The 14,143-nt window shown below is 55.6% G+C and carries 13 protein-coding genes; 11 read left to right on the top strand and 2 right to left on the bottom strand.

The genetic code is table 11. The features are described from left to right. Positions 1–69: 69 nt before the first annotated feature. The 5 genes from sapA to sapF are packed head-to-tail and all read left to right on the top strand — an operon-like array spanning position 70 to position 5,349. Positions 70–1,710, top strand: coding sequence for an ABC transporter substrate-binding protein SapA (gene sapA / locus H2Z33_RS18840; RefSeq protein ID WP_063134649.1), 1,641 nt, complete (start codon positions 70–72; stop codon positions 1,708–1,710). Then, a complete protein-coding gene (sapB, locus tag H2Z33_RS18835) occupies positions 1,707–2,672 on the top strand; it encodes a putrescine export ABC transporter permease SapB (protein ID WP_063134650.1) in 966 nt (321 codons plus the stop codon). Before sapA ends, sapB begins: the two co-directional genes overlap by 4 nt. Further along, positions 2,659–3,549, top strand: a complete 891-nt coding sequence (gene sapC / locus H2Z33_RS18830; RefSeq protein ID WP_003856843.1) for a putrescine export ABC transporter permease SapC — start codon at positions 2,659–2,661, stop codon at positions 3,547–3,549. Before sapB ends, sapC begins: the two co-directional genes overlap by 14 nt. Next, complete coding sequence (gene sapD / locus H2Z33_RS18825) at positions 3,549–4,541, top strand: putrescine export ABC transporter ATP-binding protein SapD (protein ID WP_003856840.1); 993 nt, start codon at positions 3,549–3,551, stop codon at positions 4,539–4,541. The genes sapC and sapD overlap by 1 nt, the downstream gene beginning before the upstream one ends. Before the next feature lies 1 nt (position 4,542). Then, positions 4,543–5,349: a putrescine export ABC transporter ATP-binding protein SapF gene (gene sapF, locus H2Z33_RS18820; RefSeq protein WP_003856838.1), complete on the top strand. Its 807-nt coding sequence runs from the start codon at positions 4,543–4,545 to the stop codon at positions 5,347–5,349. Here the strand turns inward: sapF and H2Z33_RS18815 are convergent. Continuing rightward, positions 5,346–5,936: a TetR/AcrR family transcriptional regulator gene (locus tag H2Z33_RS18815; RefSeq protein ID WP_023296707.1), complete on the bottom strand. Its 591-nt coding sequence runs from the start codon at positions 5,934–5,936 to the stop codon at positions 5,346–5,348. The genes sapF and H2Z33_RS18815 overlap by 4 nt on opposite strands. A gap of 132 nt (positions 5,937–6,068) precedes the next feature. On the opposite strand from H2Z33_RS18815, the gene H2Z33_RS18810 reads away from it, so the two are divergent. The 5 genes from H2Z33_RS18810 to pdeR all read left to right on the top strand — a co-directional run bounded on the left by H2Z33_RS18810 (position 6,069) and on the right by pdeR (position 12,892). After that, the gene (locus H2Z33_RS18810) at positions 6,069–6,470 is read left to right on the top strand and encodes a RidA family protein (RefSeq protein WP_063134651.1); all 402 of its coding nucleotides are present in this window, start codon (positions 6,069–6,071) and stop codon (positions 6,468–6,470) included. A gap of 280 nt (positions 6,471–6,750) precedes the next feature. Further along, positions 6,751–7,539 (top strand): enoyl-ACP reductase FabI, encoded by a 789-nt coding sequence (gene fabI, locus H2Z33_RS18805; protein WP_003856831.1) that lies wholly within the window; start codon positions 6,751–6,753, stop codon positions 7,537–7,539. Between the two features lie 147 nt (positions 7,540–7,686). Further along, the gene (locus H2Z33_RS18800) at positions 7,687–8,673 is read left to right on the top strand and encodes a CMD domain-containing protein (RefSeq protein WP_045347742.1); all 987 of its coding nucleotides are present in this window, start codon (positions 7,687–7,689) and stop codon (positions 8,671–8,673) included. A gap of 88 nt (positions 8,674–8,761) precedes the next feature. Continuing rightward, a complete protein-coding gene (locus H2Z33_RS18795; protein ID WP_047725973.1) occupies positions 8,762–10,696 on the top strand; it encodes an exoribonuclease II in 1,935 nt (644 codons plus the stop codon). A 204-nt stretch (positions 10,697–10,900) separates the two neighbouring features. After that, a complete protein-coding gene (gene pdeR, locus H2Z33_RS18790) occupies positions 10,901–12,892 on the top strand; it encodes a cyclic di-GMP phosphodiesterase (RefSeq protein ID WP_047638229.1) in 1,992 nt (663 codons plus the stop codon). On the opposite strand, the gene H2Z33_RS18785 is transcribed toward pdeR, so the two are convergent. Beyond that, a complete protein-coding gene (locus tag H2Z33_RS18785) occupies positions 12,889–13,758 on the bottom strand; it encodes a crotonase/enoyl-CoA hydratase family protein (protein WP_017384209.1) in 870 nt (289 codons plus the stop codon). The two genes, pdeR and H2Z33_RS18785, sit on opposite strands and share 4 nt — an antisense overlap. A gap of 191 nt (positions 13,759–13,949) precedes the next feature. On the opposite strand from H2Z33_RS18785, the gene H2Z33_RS18780 reads away from it, so the two are divergent. Next, positions 13,950–14,132 carry a hypothetical protein gene (locus H2Z33_RS18780; RefSeq protein WP_032672073.1) on the top strand — a complete coding sequence of 61 codons (183 nt, stop codon included), beginning with the start codon at positions 13,950–13,952 and terminating at the stop codon, positions 14,130–14,132. Positions 14,133–14,143 lie beyond the last annotated feature (11 nt).

The following is a 14,143-nucleotide window of genomic DNA, read 5'->3' as shown; positions in this document are numbered from 1 at the left end:
CAGACATTTTTACGAAGCAGGCGTAAGTGCGATACACTTTGCAGATCGAATCTAAAAACCTTAAAAACTATGCGCCTGGTTTTATCGTCCCTGTTTGCACTCGGTTTGTTCAGCAATCTGGCCTTTGCTGCGCCCGATCGCGCTGTGCCTCCTGATATCCGTGATAGTGGTTTCGTCTACTGCGTCAGCGGTCAAGTTGATATTTTTAATCCGCAAAAAGCGGGGAGCGGCCTGATTGTCGATACGCTGGCCGCACAGCTCTACGATCGCCTGCTCGACGTCGATCCTTATACCTATCGGCTGGTTCCGGAGCTTGCTGAAAGTTGGGAAGTGCTTGATAACGGCGCCACATACCGCTTTCGTCTACGCGATGATGTCGCATTTCAGCACACCCCGTGGTTTACCCCAACCCGTAAGCTCAACGCGGATGACGTGGTTTTCACCTTCCAGCGCATATTCAACCGCAATCATCCGTGGCATAACGTTAATGGCGGGAACTTCCCCTATTTCGACAGTCTGCAATTCGCGGACTCGGTCAAAAGCGTTCGCAAACTGGATAACCGTACGGTTGAGTTTCGTCTGAATCGCCCGGATGCCTCCTTCCTCTGGCATCTGGCGACGCACTACGCCTCGGTCATGTCAGCCGAATACGCGGATCAGCTGACGAAAAAAGATCGTCAGGAACGTCTCGATCGTGAGCCTGTGGGCACCGGTCCGTTCCAGTTAGCAGAGTACCGCGCCGGACAATACATTCGCCTGCAACGTCACGATCATTTTTGGCGCGGCAAACCGCTGATGCCGCAGGTGATTGTCGATCTGGGCTCAGGTGGCACAGGCCGACTCTCCAAACTGCTGACCGGCGAGTGCGACGTGCTTGCCTGGCCTGCGGCCAGCCAGTTGACCATTTTGCGCGACGACCCACGCCTTCGCCTGACCCTGCGCCCGGGAATGAACATCGCTTATCTGGCGTTTAACACCGATAAGCCGCCGCTGAATAATCCGGCCGTGCGCCATGCGCTGGCGTTAGCGATCAACAATCAGCGTCTGATGCAGTCGATTTACTACGGTACCGCGGAAACCGCCGCCTCTATTCTTCCGCGCGCCTCCTGGGCCTATGACGGCGAGGCGAAGATTACGGAATATAATCCGGCGAAAGCGCGCGAACAGCTTAAAGCGCTGGGGGCAGAAAACCTGACGCTACAGCTGTGGGTGCCCACCAGCTCTCAGGCGTGGAACCCCAGCCCGCTGAAAACGGCTGAACTGTTGCAGGCTGATATGGCGCAGGTGGGCGTTAAGGTGATCATCGTGCCTGTCGAAGGCCGTTTCCAGGAGGCGCGTCTGATGGACATGAATCACGACTTAACGCTGGCTGGCTGGTCCACCGACAGTAACGACCCGGACAGCTTTTTCCGTCCGCTGCTGAGCTGTGCGGCAATCAACTCCCAGACCAACTACGCCCACTGGTGTAACCGGGAATTTGATGCCGTGCTGCAAAAAGCGCTGGCGTCTCAACAGCTTGCCTCACGCATTGAGGCCTACGATGAAGCGCAAAATATTCTGGCCAGAGAACTTCCCGTGTTGCCGCTTGCCTCTTCCCTGCGCCTCCAGGCCTACCGTTACGATATTAAAGGGCTGGTACTCAGCCCGTTTGGTAACGCCTCCTTCGCGGGCGTGACCCGTGAGAAAGAACAAGAGGTGAAGAAACCATGATTATATTTACCTTGCGTCGGCTGCTGTTACTGCTGGTGACCCTGTTCTTCCTGACCTTTGTCGGCTTTAGCCTGAGCTACTTTACGCCGCACGCCCCGCTTCAGGGCTCATCTCTCTGGGACGCCTGGCTGTTCTGGTTTAATGGCCTGCTGCACTGGGATTTTGGCGTGTCCAGCATCAACGGACAGCTCATCTCCGAACAGCTGAAAGTGGTTTTCCCGGCCACCATGGAGCTGTGTATACTCGCCTTTGGCTTTGCCCTCATGGTGGGGATCCCGGTGGGAATGCTGGCGGGAATTTATCGTAATAAATGGCAGGATAAATTAATTAGCGCGCTTGCCTTAATTGGCTTTTCCATCCCTGTTTTCTGGCTGGCGCTGCTGCTTACCCTCTTCTTCTCACTGACGTTAGGCTGGCTGCCGGTATCTGGCCGTTTTGACCTGCTGTATAACGTGCAAACGGTTAGCGGCTTCGCCATCGTTGACGCCTGGCTTTCTGATTCAGTCTGGCGCGACGAAATGATCGTGAGTGCGCTGCGCCACATGGTGCTGCCGGTGCTTACGCTGGCCGTCGCGCCGACGACCGAGGTGATCCGCCTGATGCGCATCAGCACTATCGACGTCTTCGATCAAAACTATGTGAAAGCCGCCGCCACGCGCGGACTGTCTCGCCTGACGATTTTACGTCGCCATGTGCTGCACAATGCGTTGCCCCCCGTAATCCCACGTCTTGGGCTGCAATTCTCAACCATGCTGACGCTGGCAATGATCACCGAGATGGTTTTCAGCTGGCCGGGCCTTGGGCGCTGGATGATCAACGCCATTCGCCAGCAGGATTACGCGGCGATCTCCGCCGGCGTGATGGTGATTGGCTCGCTGGTCATTATTGTTAACGTTATTTCCGATATTTTGGGTGCCATGGCCAACCCATTGAAGCATAAGGAATGGTATGCCTTACGATAACGTCTACAGCGAAAAGCGCACGCCCGGTGCGCTACGTACCGTGTGGCGTAATTTTTACGGCGACACCACGGCGATGATCGGCTTTTACGGCTGCATTGGCCTCGTGTTGCTGTGCGTTTTGGGTTCGTGGTTTGCACCGTATGGCATCGATCAGCAGTTCCTTGGCTATCAGCTTTTACCGCCGTCGTGGTCGCGCTACGGGGAGGTTTCGTTCTTCCTGGGGACTGACGATCTCGGACGCGACGTGCTAAGTCGTTTGCTGAGCGGCGCCGCACCGACGGTAGGCGGCGCGTTCGTGGTCACCCTGGCTGCCGCAATCTGCGGCCTGGCGCTGGGCATTTTTGCCGGCTCAACCCACGGGCTGCGGTCGGCCGTGCTTAACCATATTCTTGATACCCTGCTCTCTATTCCTTCGCTGCTGCTGGCGATTATCGTCGTGGCCTTCGCGGGGCCGCACCTCACCCATGCGATGTTCGCCGTCTGGCTGGCCATTCTGCCGCGCATGGTGCGCTCGGTTTACAGCCTGGTTCACGACGAGCTGGAGAAAGAGTATGTCGTTGCCGCCCGCCTGGATGGCGCCACCACGTTTAATATTTTGTGGTTTGCCGTGCTGCCTAACATTGCCGCCGGGCTGGTGACGGAGATCACCCGCGCCCTGTCGATGGCGATTCTGGATATCGCAGCGCTGGGCTTCCTGGACCTTGGCGCGCAGCTCCCCTCCCCGGAATGGGGCGCCATGCTCGGCGATGCGCTGGAGCTGATTTACGTTGCGCCGTGGACGGTCATGCTGCCGGGCGCGGCCATCATGGTGAGCGTGCTGCTCGTTAACCTGCTGGGCGACGGGATCCGCCGCGCAATCAATGCGGGGGTGCAATAATGCCGTTACTCGATATCCGCAACCTCACGATCGAAATTAAAACGGGCGAAGGCTGGGTCAAGGCCGTGGATCGCATCAGTATTACGCTCGCAGAGGGCGAAATCCGCGGGCTGGTGGGCGAATCGGGTTCAGGGAAAAGTCTGATCGCCAAGGCCATTTGCGGCGTGGCGAAGGACAACTGGCGGGTGACCGCCGATCGTATGCGCTTCGACGACATCGATCTGTTGCGTCTCTCCCCGCGCGAACGCCGTAAACTGGTGGGCCATAACGTCTCGATGATTTTCCAGGAGCCGCAATCCTGTCTCGACCCGTCCGAGCGCGTCGGGAAACAGCTGATGCAGAACATTCCCGGCTGGACCTATAAAGGCCGCTGGTGGCAACGTTTCGGCTGGCGTAAACGCCGTGCCATTGAGCTGTTGCACCGTGTCGGGATCAAAGACCATAAAGACGCGATGCGCAGTTTCCCCTACGAACTGACCGACGGTGAATGCCAGAAAGTGATGATTGCCATCGCCCTGGCGAATCAGCCGCGTCTGCTGATTGCGGACGAACCAACGAACGCGATGGAGCCAACCACCCAGGCCCAGATTTTCCGCCTGCTCACGCGTCTGAACCAGAATAACAACACCACCATTTTGTTGATCAGCCACGACCTGCAAATGCTGAGCAAGTGGGCGGATAAAATTGACGTAATGTATTGCGGCCAGACGGTAGAAACCGCGCCAAGCGAGGACCTGGTGACGACGCCGCATCATCCCTACACGCAGGCGCTGATCAGGGCGATCCCGGACTTTGGCAGCGCGATGCCGCACAAAAGCCGGCTGAATACACTGCCTGGCGCGATACCGCTGCTGGAATCGCTGCCCATTGGCTGCCGTCTGGGTCCGCGTTGCCCGTATGCTCAGCGCAAATGCATTGAAACACCGCGCCTGACAGGGCCGAAAAACCATCTGTTTGCCTGTCATTTCCCGCTGAACATGGAGAGAGAGTGAAATGGTCGAAACCTTACTGGAAGTACGTAACCTGAGTAAGACCTTTCGCTATCGCACCGGCCTGTTTCACCGTCAGACCGTCGAGGCTGTTAAACCCCTGAGCTTTACGCTGCGCGAAAAGCAGACGCTGGCGATTATCGGTGAAAACGGCTCGGGCAAATCGACCCTGGCAAAAATGCTCGCGGGTATGGTCGAGCCGAGCGGCGGTGAAATACTGATTGACGATCATCCTCTGGAATTTGGGGACTACTCTTTTCGCAGTCAGCGCATCCGGATGATTTTTCAGGATCCGTCGACGTCCCTGAACCCGCGTCAGCGTATTTCCCAGATCCTGGATTTCCCGCTGCGGTTGAATACCGACCTGGAGCCGGAAGCGCGTCGCAAACGGATTGTCGAAACCCTGCGTCTGGTAGGCCTCCTGCCCGACCATGTCAGCTATTACCCGCACATGCTGGCCCCGGGCCAAAAACAGCGTCTCGGTCTGGCCCGCGCGCTGATCCTGCGCCCGAAGGTCATCATCGCCGACGAAGCGCTGGCGTCGCTGGATATGTCGATGCGTTCGCAGCTCATTAACCTGATGCTGGAGTTACAGGAAAAGCAGGGGATCTCGTATATTTACGTGACTCAGCATCTGGGCATGATGAAGCACATAAGCGACCAGGTGCTGGTGATGCACCAGGGAGAAGTTGTCGAGCGCGGCAGTACCGCTGACGTACTGGCCTCCCCGCTCCACGATCTGACAAAACGCCTGATTGCCGGCCACTTTGGTGAAGCGTTGACGGCGGACGCGTGGCGTAAAGATCGTTAGCCGCTGCGTAACCCGCTTGCCAGCAGAGTAAACACCTCTATGGCATGCGGGAGGGTCTTCTGCGGTTCTTCACTCGCGGCAATCAGCAGAGCCGCATTCAGAGCAGCGCCATTCAGCAGATGGGCTGCGACTCTGGCATCCATCTTTTTGATTACGTTGCACTCCATCATTTTTTCGATGGTCTGACGGGTCGACTCAAGGCAGCTGTTCTGGCTGGGCCATTGCGCCGGGTCGCCCAGAACAGCCGGGCCGTCAAGGAGGACGATACGCTGAACTTCCGGAACGAGCGCCATTTTGATATAGGCGATGCCCTCCGCCAGCAGTCGCTCCCAGTCATCTTCGGCGGCGGCGGCAATCGCTTTTGCGTTTGCTGCCATTTCGCTGTCTATCTGCGCGACCACCGCCGCCAGTAGTCCCTTCTTGTCGTTGAAATTATGATATAGCGCGCCGCGTGTTAACCCCACGCTTGCCGTGAGTTCATCCATTGACGCTGCGGCATAGCCTTTTTCAGCAAATGCCTTTCGCGCCGCCTGAATCATTTTCTCGCGATTTTCCTGGGCCGTTTCAGCGCGACGTTTTGTAGCCATGGGACTTCCTTAATTAAGCGATAACTATAATTTGACATACGCGACGTATGTGAATTACATTTTTCACATACATCGCGTATGTTACTTCTACCGCGTAAGCACAACAATACCTCTGACAGAAAAGGAAAAGCCATGTCTTCACGTGATCCCGTCTTCCCGGCTAACCGACATGCCCTCTATGAAGAGCATGGCTATTCAGCTGCAATTCGCTCTGGCGATCTGTTATTTGTTTCCGGTCAGGTTGGCAGCCGCAGCGATGGCACACCTGAACCCGACTTCCCCGCTCAGGTGCAGCTGGCGTTCGATAATTTACGGGCGATCCTGGCAGCCGCGGGATGTACTTTTGACGATCTGATTGATGTCACGACGTTTCATACCGATCCTGAAAACCAGTTCCCCGTTATCATGGAGGCGAAAAAACTGGCATTTCCCCACGCTCCTTACCCAAACTGGACAGCAATAGGCGTTAACTGGCTTGCGGGTTTTGATTTCGAAATTAAGGTTATCGCCAGAATCCCCTCGTCAGCGAATTAAGATCCGGCTGTATAAGCGTGAAGCTCCGGGCAGTCTCTGGTTGGATGAGGCGAACCCCGCGTGCGGTGATATACTGCTGGGATACACACGAAACAGCCTGATGAAGAGACAGTTCGACCTCTTCCGTGAGCCCATTCACGGCGCAGGAGCGAGAAATATCGTGACACAAGGGGCTGTGAGTGGGCTATAATTTCGAGCTAATTTCGAATGATTTTGAAATACTGCCTGTAACGCTATGAATTACAAGGCAAAATAAGCAATGAATATAAGGATTAAAGCTATGGGTTTTCTTTCCGGTAAGCGCATTCTGGTGACTGGCGTTGCCAGCAAACTGTCCATCGCATACGGCATCGCACAGGCAATGCATCGCGAAGGCGCTGAGCTGGCGTTCACCTACCAGAACGACAAGCTGAAAGGCCGTGTTGAAGAATTTGCCGCGCAGCTGGGTTCCAGCATTGTTCTGGAATGTGACGTTGCACAAGACGAAAGCATTGATGGCATGTTTGCTGAACTGGCAAAAGCATGGCCGAAATTCGACGGTTTTGTTCACTCCATCGGCTTCGCTCCTGGCGACCAGCTGGACGGCGACTACGTGAACGCGGTTACCCGTGATGGCTTCAAAATCGCCCACGACATCAGCTCCTACAGCTTCGTTGCAATGGCAAAATCCTGCCGCGCGATGCTGAACCCGGGCGCAGCCCTGCTGACTCTGTCCTACCTCGGCGCAGAACGTGCTATCCCTAACTACAACGTTATGGGTCTGGCGAAAGCGTCTCTGGAAGCCAACGTGCGCTACATGGCGAACGCGATGGGTCCTGAAGGCGTGCGTGTTAACGCTATTTCTGCGGGTCCAATCCGTACCCTGGCCGCTTCCGGTATCAAAGATTTCCGTAAAATGCTGGCACACTGCGAAGCGGTTACCCCGATTCGTCGTACCGTTACCATCGAAGATGTGGGTAACTCTGCGGCATTCCTGTGCTCTGACCTTTCCGCGGGCATCTCCGGCGAAGTGGTTCACGTTGACGGCGGCTTCAACATCGCTGCAATGAACGAGCTGGAAATCAAATAAGCTTGTCACTCTCTTCCCGCCAGGGAAGAGAGTTTCCTCCCGCCCCTCGTTATTCCGTTCAGCTATTTGTTATCACCTAACAATATTTTTCCCCTCATCCGCCTTACGCCAGGATATTGATCGCCATTTTGAGATCAAGGAACGCCCATGGAACAACGCCGTTTTTCCGGCAAAGGCCACTGGTATCATGAAACCCAGTCGAATCATTCGCAGACGGACGTTCTGCCGCTGGTGCCCGAAGCCGCTAACGTCGACGACCGTTTTTTGCTCGATTTAGCCCTGCCCGATGACATTCTCGCAAGCTGTGCTGGTTGGCTTACGCCTGCCCGAACTCTCTGTCATCTTTTGTTCCCACTTGATACTCCCGTGAACCGTCTGCATACGCTCAGCGCCTACGACAGGCTGAGCACGGCATTAACGGTTGCCCAGGCGTGTGGCGTTCAGCGGCTCTGTAACCACTACGCTGCTCTGCTCGCCCCTCTTCCGGGGCCGGACTCCTCCCGGGAAAGCAATCGACGCCTTGCAGAAATTACCCAGTATGCCCGCCAGTTAGCCAGCTCACCCGATGTCATCGATGATAAAGCCCAAAACCAGCTTGATGAGGTTGGACTCACAACGTATGACATTGTGCTCATCAACCAGATCATCGGCTTTGTCGGTTTTCAGGCGCGAGTGGTCGCGGTATTTCAGGCATTGCTTGGCCATCCGGTACGCTGGCTGCCCGGGCATCACATTCAGCCCCATACGCTGCCGGTCAGCTTCAGCAGATGGACCGCCACGCTACCCCCGGTTGAGCTAAAATATGCCAGTGCGCTTCAGCTTGAGGCGCTCTCACGCTGGCAGGCGGAACCGGCGCTTGAAGCGCTTACTCCTGTGCTGTGTCATGAGCCGATGCTGCTTGATCTGACGGGCGAAATTCTGCTTAACCATCCGCGAAGTGAAGGCCCCGCGTCTTCGATGCTCTCAGCCGCTCGTGCGCTGCTTGTCGCCTCTCCGGATCGCTTTAGCGCCGCCCAGTTAACGCCCCTGACCGGGTCAGGTCTCTCGCCAGAGAAGGCCATCAACCTGCTTACCCGAGATGCATTTTATGGCTGGCTGGACCGTCTGCGCGTGGCGCTCGGCAAAGAGGAATAACCATACTCTTTACCTAAAGAGCGCTTGCTGTAGCAGTGAGATTCGCGTAAAACTGTCAGCCGCTCAATGGCTACGAAAATAGAACATTATGTTTCAGGACAACCCGCTGCTAGCGCAGCTTAAACAGCAACTGCATTCCCAGACGCCGCGTGCAGAAGGGGTCGTAAAAGCCACGGAAAAGGGCTTTGGCTTTCTTGAAGTTGACGGGCAGAAGAGCTACTTCATTCCGCCTCCTCAGATGAAGAAAGTGATGCATGGCGACCGCATTTCGGCCGTTATTCATACCGAAAAGGAACGAGAGTCTGCCGAGCCGGAAGCACTGATCGAACCTTTCCTGACCCGCTTTGTCGGGAAAGTGCATAAAAAAGACGATCGTCTTTCTGTCGTGCCGGACCATCCTCTCCTGAAAGATGCTATTCCGTGCCGCGCCGCGCGTGGCGTTGAGCATGATTTTGTTGAGGGTGACTGGGCGGTTGCTGAGATGCGCCGTCATCCTTTAAAAGGCGATCGCGGTTTCTACGCCGAGCTTACCCAATACATTACCTTCGGCGACGACCATTTCGTCCCATGGTGGGTGACGCTGGCGCGCCACAACCTCGAAAAAGAAGCGCCTGAGGGCGTGGCGACTGAAATGCAGGACGAAGGTCTGGAACGTCGCGATCTGACGGCACTGGACTTTGTCACCATCGACAGCGCCAGCACCGAGGATATGGACGATGCGCTGTATGCCGAAGAGACAGCCGATGGCAAACTGCATCTGACCGTCGCCATTGCCGACCCTACCGCATGGATTGTCGAAGGCAGCAAGCTGGACGAGATGGCCAAAGTGCGCTCGTTCACCAACTACCTGCCGGGCTTTAACATTCCGATGTTGCCGCGTGAACTCTCCGACGATCTTTGCTCGCTGCGTGCGCACAAAGTACGTCCGGTGCTGGCCTGTCGGATGACCATTGCGGCTGACGGTACCATTGAAGAAGATATTGAATTCTTCGCCGCCACCATCGAATCCAAAGCCAAGCTGGCCTATGACGACGTGTCCGACTGGCTGGAGAACACGGGCAGCTGGAAACCCGAGTCCGACAACATTGCCGCACAAATTCGTCTGCTGCACCGCGTCTGCCTGAGCCGCAGCGAATGGCGTCAAACTCACGCGCTGGTCTTCAAAGATCGTCCGGACTACCGTTTTGTGCTGGGTGAAAAAGGTGAAGTGCTGAATATCGTCGCTGAGCCGCGCCGTATTGCCAACCGCATCGTTGAAGAAGCGATGATATCCGCCAACATTTGTGCCGCCCGCGTGCTGCGCGACAAATTAGGCTTTGGCATTTACAACGTGCACACCGGGTTTGATCCGGCGAACACCGAAGCGCTGGCTGCCCTGCTGAAAACCCATGACGTACACGTCGATCCTGAGGAAGTGCTGACCCTGCAAGGTTTCTGCAAACTGCGCCGCGAGCTGGACGCGCAGCCTTCAGGGTTCCTTGACAGCCGTATTCGCCGCTTCCAGTCCTTTGCGGAAATCAGCACCGAGCCAGGCCCGCACTTCGGCCTTGGCCTTGAGGCTTACGCGACCTGGACCTCCCCGATCCGTAAGTACGGCGACATGGTTAACCATCGTCTGCTGAAAGCGATCATCAAAGGGGAATCTGTTGCCCGCCCACAGGATGATACGACGTTGCAGATGGCAGAACGTCGCCGTCTCAACCGTATGGCGGAGCGTGATGTCGGCGACTGGTTATACGCGCGCTTCCTGAATGATAAGGCAGGGACTGACACCCGTTTCCCGGCTGAAATCATTGACATCAGCCGCGGCGGTATGCGCGTTCGTCTGGTGGATAATGGCGCCGTTGCCTTTATTCCTGCCCCGTTCCTGCATGCCGTTCGCGACGAACTGGTTTGTAGCCAGGAAAACGGGACCGTGCAAATTAAAGGCGAAACGGTTTACAAGGTCACTGACGTGATTGATGTCACCATCGCTGAAGTGCGCATGGAAACCCGCAGTATTATCGCGCGCCCTGTCGCCTGATAACTGCGTAAACTTCCGGCCGTTCCGTTAAGGGGTGGCCGGGAGTTCTCTTCTGTATTATCTCCCGCAAAATCATCGTTTTTTCTCACACTTTTCTGTTTCCCATCGCCACATTTCGCCAGAATTATCTACAGTAAAAGAGAGCCGTCATTGTCGACTGCAAATGAATAATTTGTGCGCTACTCAGCAGCCGCGGGAGAAAACGTGATGGACGATCTGGAGCAGAATTTGCTGTTTCGTTACATGGGTACGCATAGCCCCTGGTGGCGACTGACAGCAGACAGCAATGCTCTTCATCTTGCTGCCAGTGAAAGCGCTGACATCATTCAGGTGGTGGCGCTGAATGATGAGCAGGCCGCGCTAATCCGCCAGCTCACCGTGATAACCTCCAGCATTGCCATGACCCTGCCCTTGTACGGTGTGGACGTTCCCGTTCATCTTGTCGGCCGTAAAATTAACAAAAATGAGTGGGCAGGAACGGCATCAGCCTGGAACGATACTCCTTCCGTGGCGCGGGACCTGGCGCAGGGGCTCTCCTTCGCCGAACAGGTAGTGTCCGAGGCTAACTCCGTGATTGTGATCCTCGACCAGAACGGGAATATTCAGCGCTTCAACCGTTTAAGTGAAGAATATACGGGCCTGAAGGAACAGGAAGTTATCGGGCAAAACGTGTTCAAACTGTTTATGAGCCGTAGCGAAGCCGCGGCCTCCAAACGCAACATCACCGGTTTTTTTCGTAACGGCAGCTCGTACGAAGTTGAACGCTGGATCAAGACCCGCAAAGGGCAGCGCCTGTTTCTCTTCAGAAATAAATTTGTTCACAGCGGCAGCGGGAAAAATGAAATCTTCCTCATCTGTTCAGGTACCGATATAACCGAAGAGCGTCGGGCCCAGGAGCGCCTGCGCGTACTCGCCAATACGGATACGATTACCGGTTTGCCTAACCGAAACGCCATCCATGAGCTGATCTCTGATGCCATCACCGCTCGGGGTGACACCCAGGTAGGCGTGGTTTATCTCGATCTGGATAACTTTAAAAAAGTGAACGATGCCTATGGGCATATGTTTGGCGACCAGCTGCTACAGGCCGTTGCGCTGGCGATCCTGAGCTGCCTGGACGAAGGACAAACCCTGGCGCGCCTGGGTGGGGATGAGTTTATCGTGCTAGCCACCGATACCTCGCAGGGCGCGCTGGAAGCCATGGCATCGCGCATACTGACCCGACTTCGTCAGCCTTTCCGCATCGGGCTGATAGAGGTTTACACCGGCTGCTCGCTGGGCATCGCGCTTGCGCCCCAGCACGGTAACGATCGCGAAAGCGTCATTCGTAATGCCGACACCGCCATGTACACCGCCAAAGAAAATGGCCGGGGCAAATTCTGCGTCTTCTCGCCAGAGATGAACCAGCGCGTATTTGAATACCTGTGGCTGGATACCAACCTGCGTAAAGCGCTGGATAACGATCAGCTGTTAATCCACTACCAGCCCAAAATAACCTGGCGCGGCGAAGTCAGAAGTCTGGAGGCGCTGGTGCGCTGGCAGTCCCCAGAGCGTGGCCTGATCCCGCCGATGGAATTTATCTCCTATGCTGAGGAGTCAGGGCTGATTGTGCCCCTGGGCCGCTGGGTTATGCTTGATGTGGTGCGCCAGGTGGCAAAATGGCGCGACAAGGGGATCAACCTTCGCGTCGCGGTCAACGTCTCCGCCCGTCAGCTGGCGGACCAGACCATCTTCAGCGACCTGAAGCAGGCGCTGAAAGACCTGAGTTTTGAATACTGCCCGATTGACGTGGAATTGACCGAAAGCTGTCTCATTGAAAATGAAGAGCTGGCCCTGTCAGTGATCCAGCAATTTAGCCGCCTGGGAGCGCAAATTCACCTGGATGACTTTGGTACGGGGTACTCTTCCCTGTCGCAGCTGGCGCGCTTCCCTATCGATGCCATTAAGCTTGACCAGGCTTTCGTGCGGGACATCCATAAGCAGTCCATTTCACAGTCGCTGGTGCGTGCGATAGTCGCCGTGGCGCAGGCGTTAAATTTGCAGGTCATTGCTGAAGGGGTGGAAAGTGCAAAAGAAGACGCCTTTCTGACGAAGAATGGCGTCAACGAACGGCAGGGTTATCTTTTTGCTAAGCCCATGCCCGCTGCCGCATTCGAGCGATGGCTAAAGCGCTATCAGGCCAGAAATGTCCGTTAGCTGGCTTTGCGTAAGCCCGTCGCCTGATGGCGATTTTGCAGCATAACCAGCCGCTCCATGTAGGCGATATCCTTCGGTTCAAGGCAGAAGGCGGCATCAACCCAATCCTCGGTAATGTCCATCAGCTCGCTTCGCGGAAGTGGCAGCACGCGCGTACGTGCACGCAGCATGGCCCTTACGCCGTTGAGCTTCGGCTGTAGCGTGTCGATAAACGTCCGCACCGAAACATAGCTCTGTAACGGCTCGAATAAGAGATCCACAAGACCATACTGCTCATACCATTCCGCCGTATGCGTCTCACCTTTGTAGATCAGCGCCTCCGCCATTTTCATGCCGGCACGACGCGCCACCAGTGAATAGCCGCCCATGCCCGGGAACAGATTGAACGCGATTTCCGGAAAGCCTAATCGGGCATCGCGCTGGGCCAGAATGAAATGATGCGCCAGCGCGGCTTCAAACCCGCCCCCTAACGCGCTTCCTTCCACCATAGCCAGCGTGACAGCTCCGGTATCAAACCCTCGCGAGGCGGCATGAACGCAGTCCACACAGGCCCGGGCATAGGCGCGTAACGCTTCGCGTCGGTTGTTTTTGATGCACTCAACGAAGAACTGTAAATCACCGCCGGTATTGTAGATGTCGGGGACCAGCGATCCGGTGACCCAAAAATCAACGACAAATCCGGACTGTCGAACCAGCCAGGAGAGATTCATGATCTCCTCGATCAGCGCATGATTGAAGCAAGGCCGTGGCGTGGCACGTAACATCATCCACACCGTACGCCGTTCGGCCTCATAATAAGCCGCCAGTTGAGTGAATCGTTCAGCATCAGTAAACAATGTGCAGGTTGTCTGGTTGATAACTGTCATAGTCGAATTCCTCTTATAAAAAAGCGCGTTGCGCGCAGTTTTAGACTAATCCACCCCTACAACCCGCAGCATACGGGGGCCAAATTTATCACTTTCATTTATGAACTTTGGTTATTGCATTTTTTACCTTCTCTTTTGAATCAATTTTCTGCATCATTGATAATATTAACTTTTCGCTTCAGGGTGAGCTTATGTCTAACATTGATGCAACAGCCGTGGCACAGCGTATTGATACTGTGCTGGATATTCTTGTCGCAGGCGATTATCACTCTGCTATCCGTAACCTTGAAATCCTCAAGTCTGAACTGCTGGCTGAGAACGGCGCTGATGACGCTCCAGAATCCACTCAACCTAAAGCCCCGTGGGAAGTGTAGCCACGTCGTTT

It is taken from the genome of Enterobacter sp. YSU (assembly GCF_016082135.1).
Classification (GTDB): domain Bacteria; phylum Pseudomonadota; class Gammaproteobacteria; order Enterobacterales; family Enterobacteriaceae; genus Enterobacter; species Enterobacter hormaechei_C.
The sequence above is the reverse complement of the archived record's forward strand: the minus strand, read 5'-3'. Positions and strand labels throughout refer to the sequence as shown.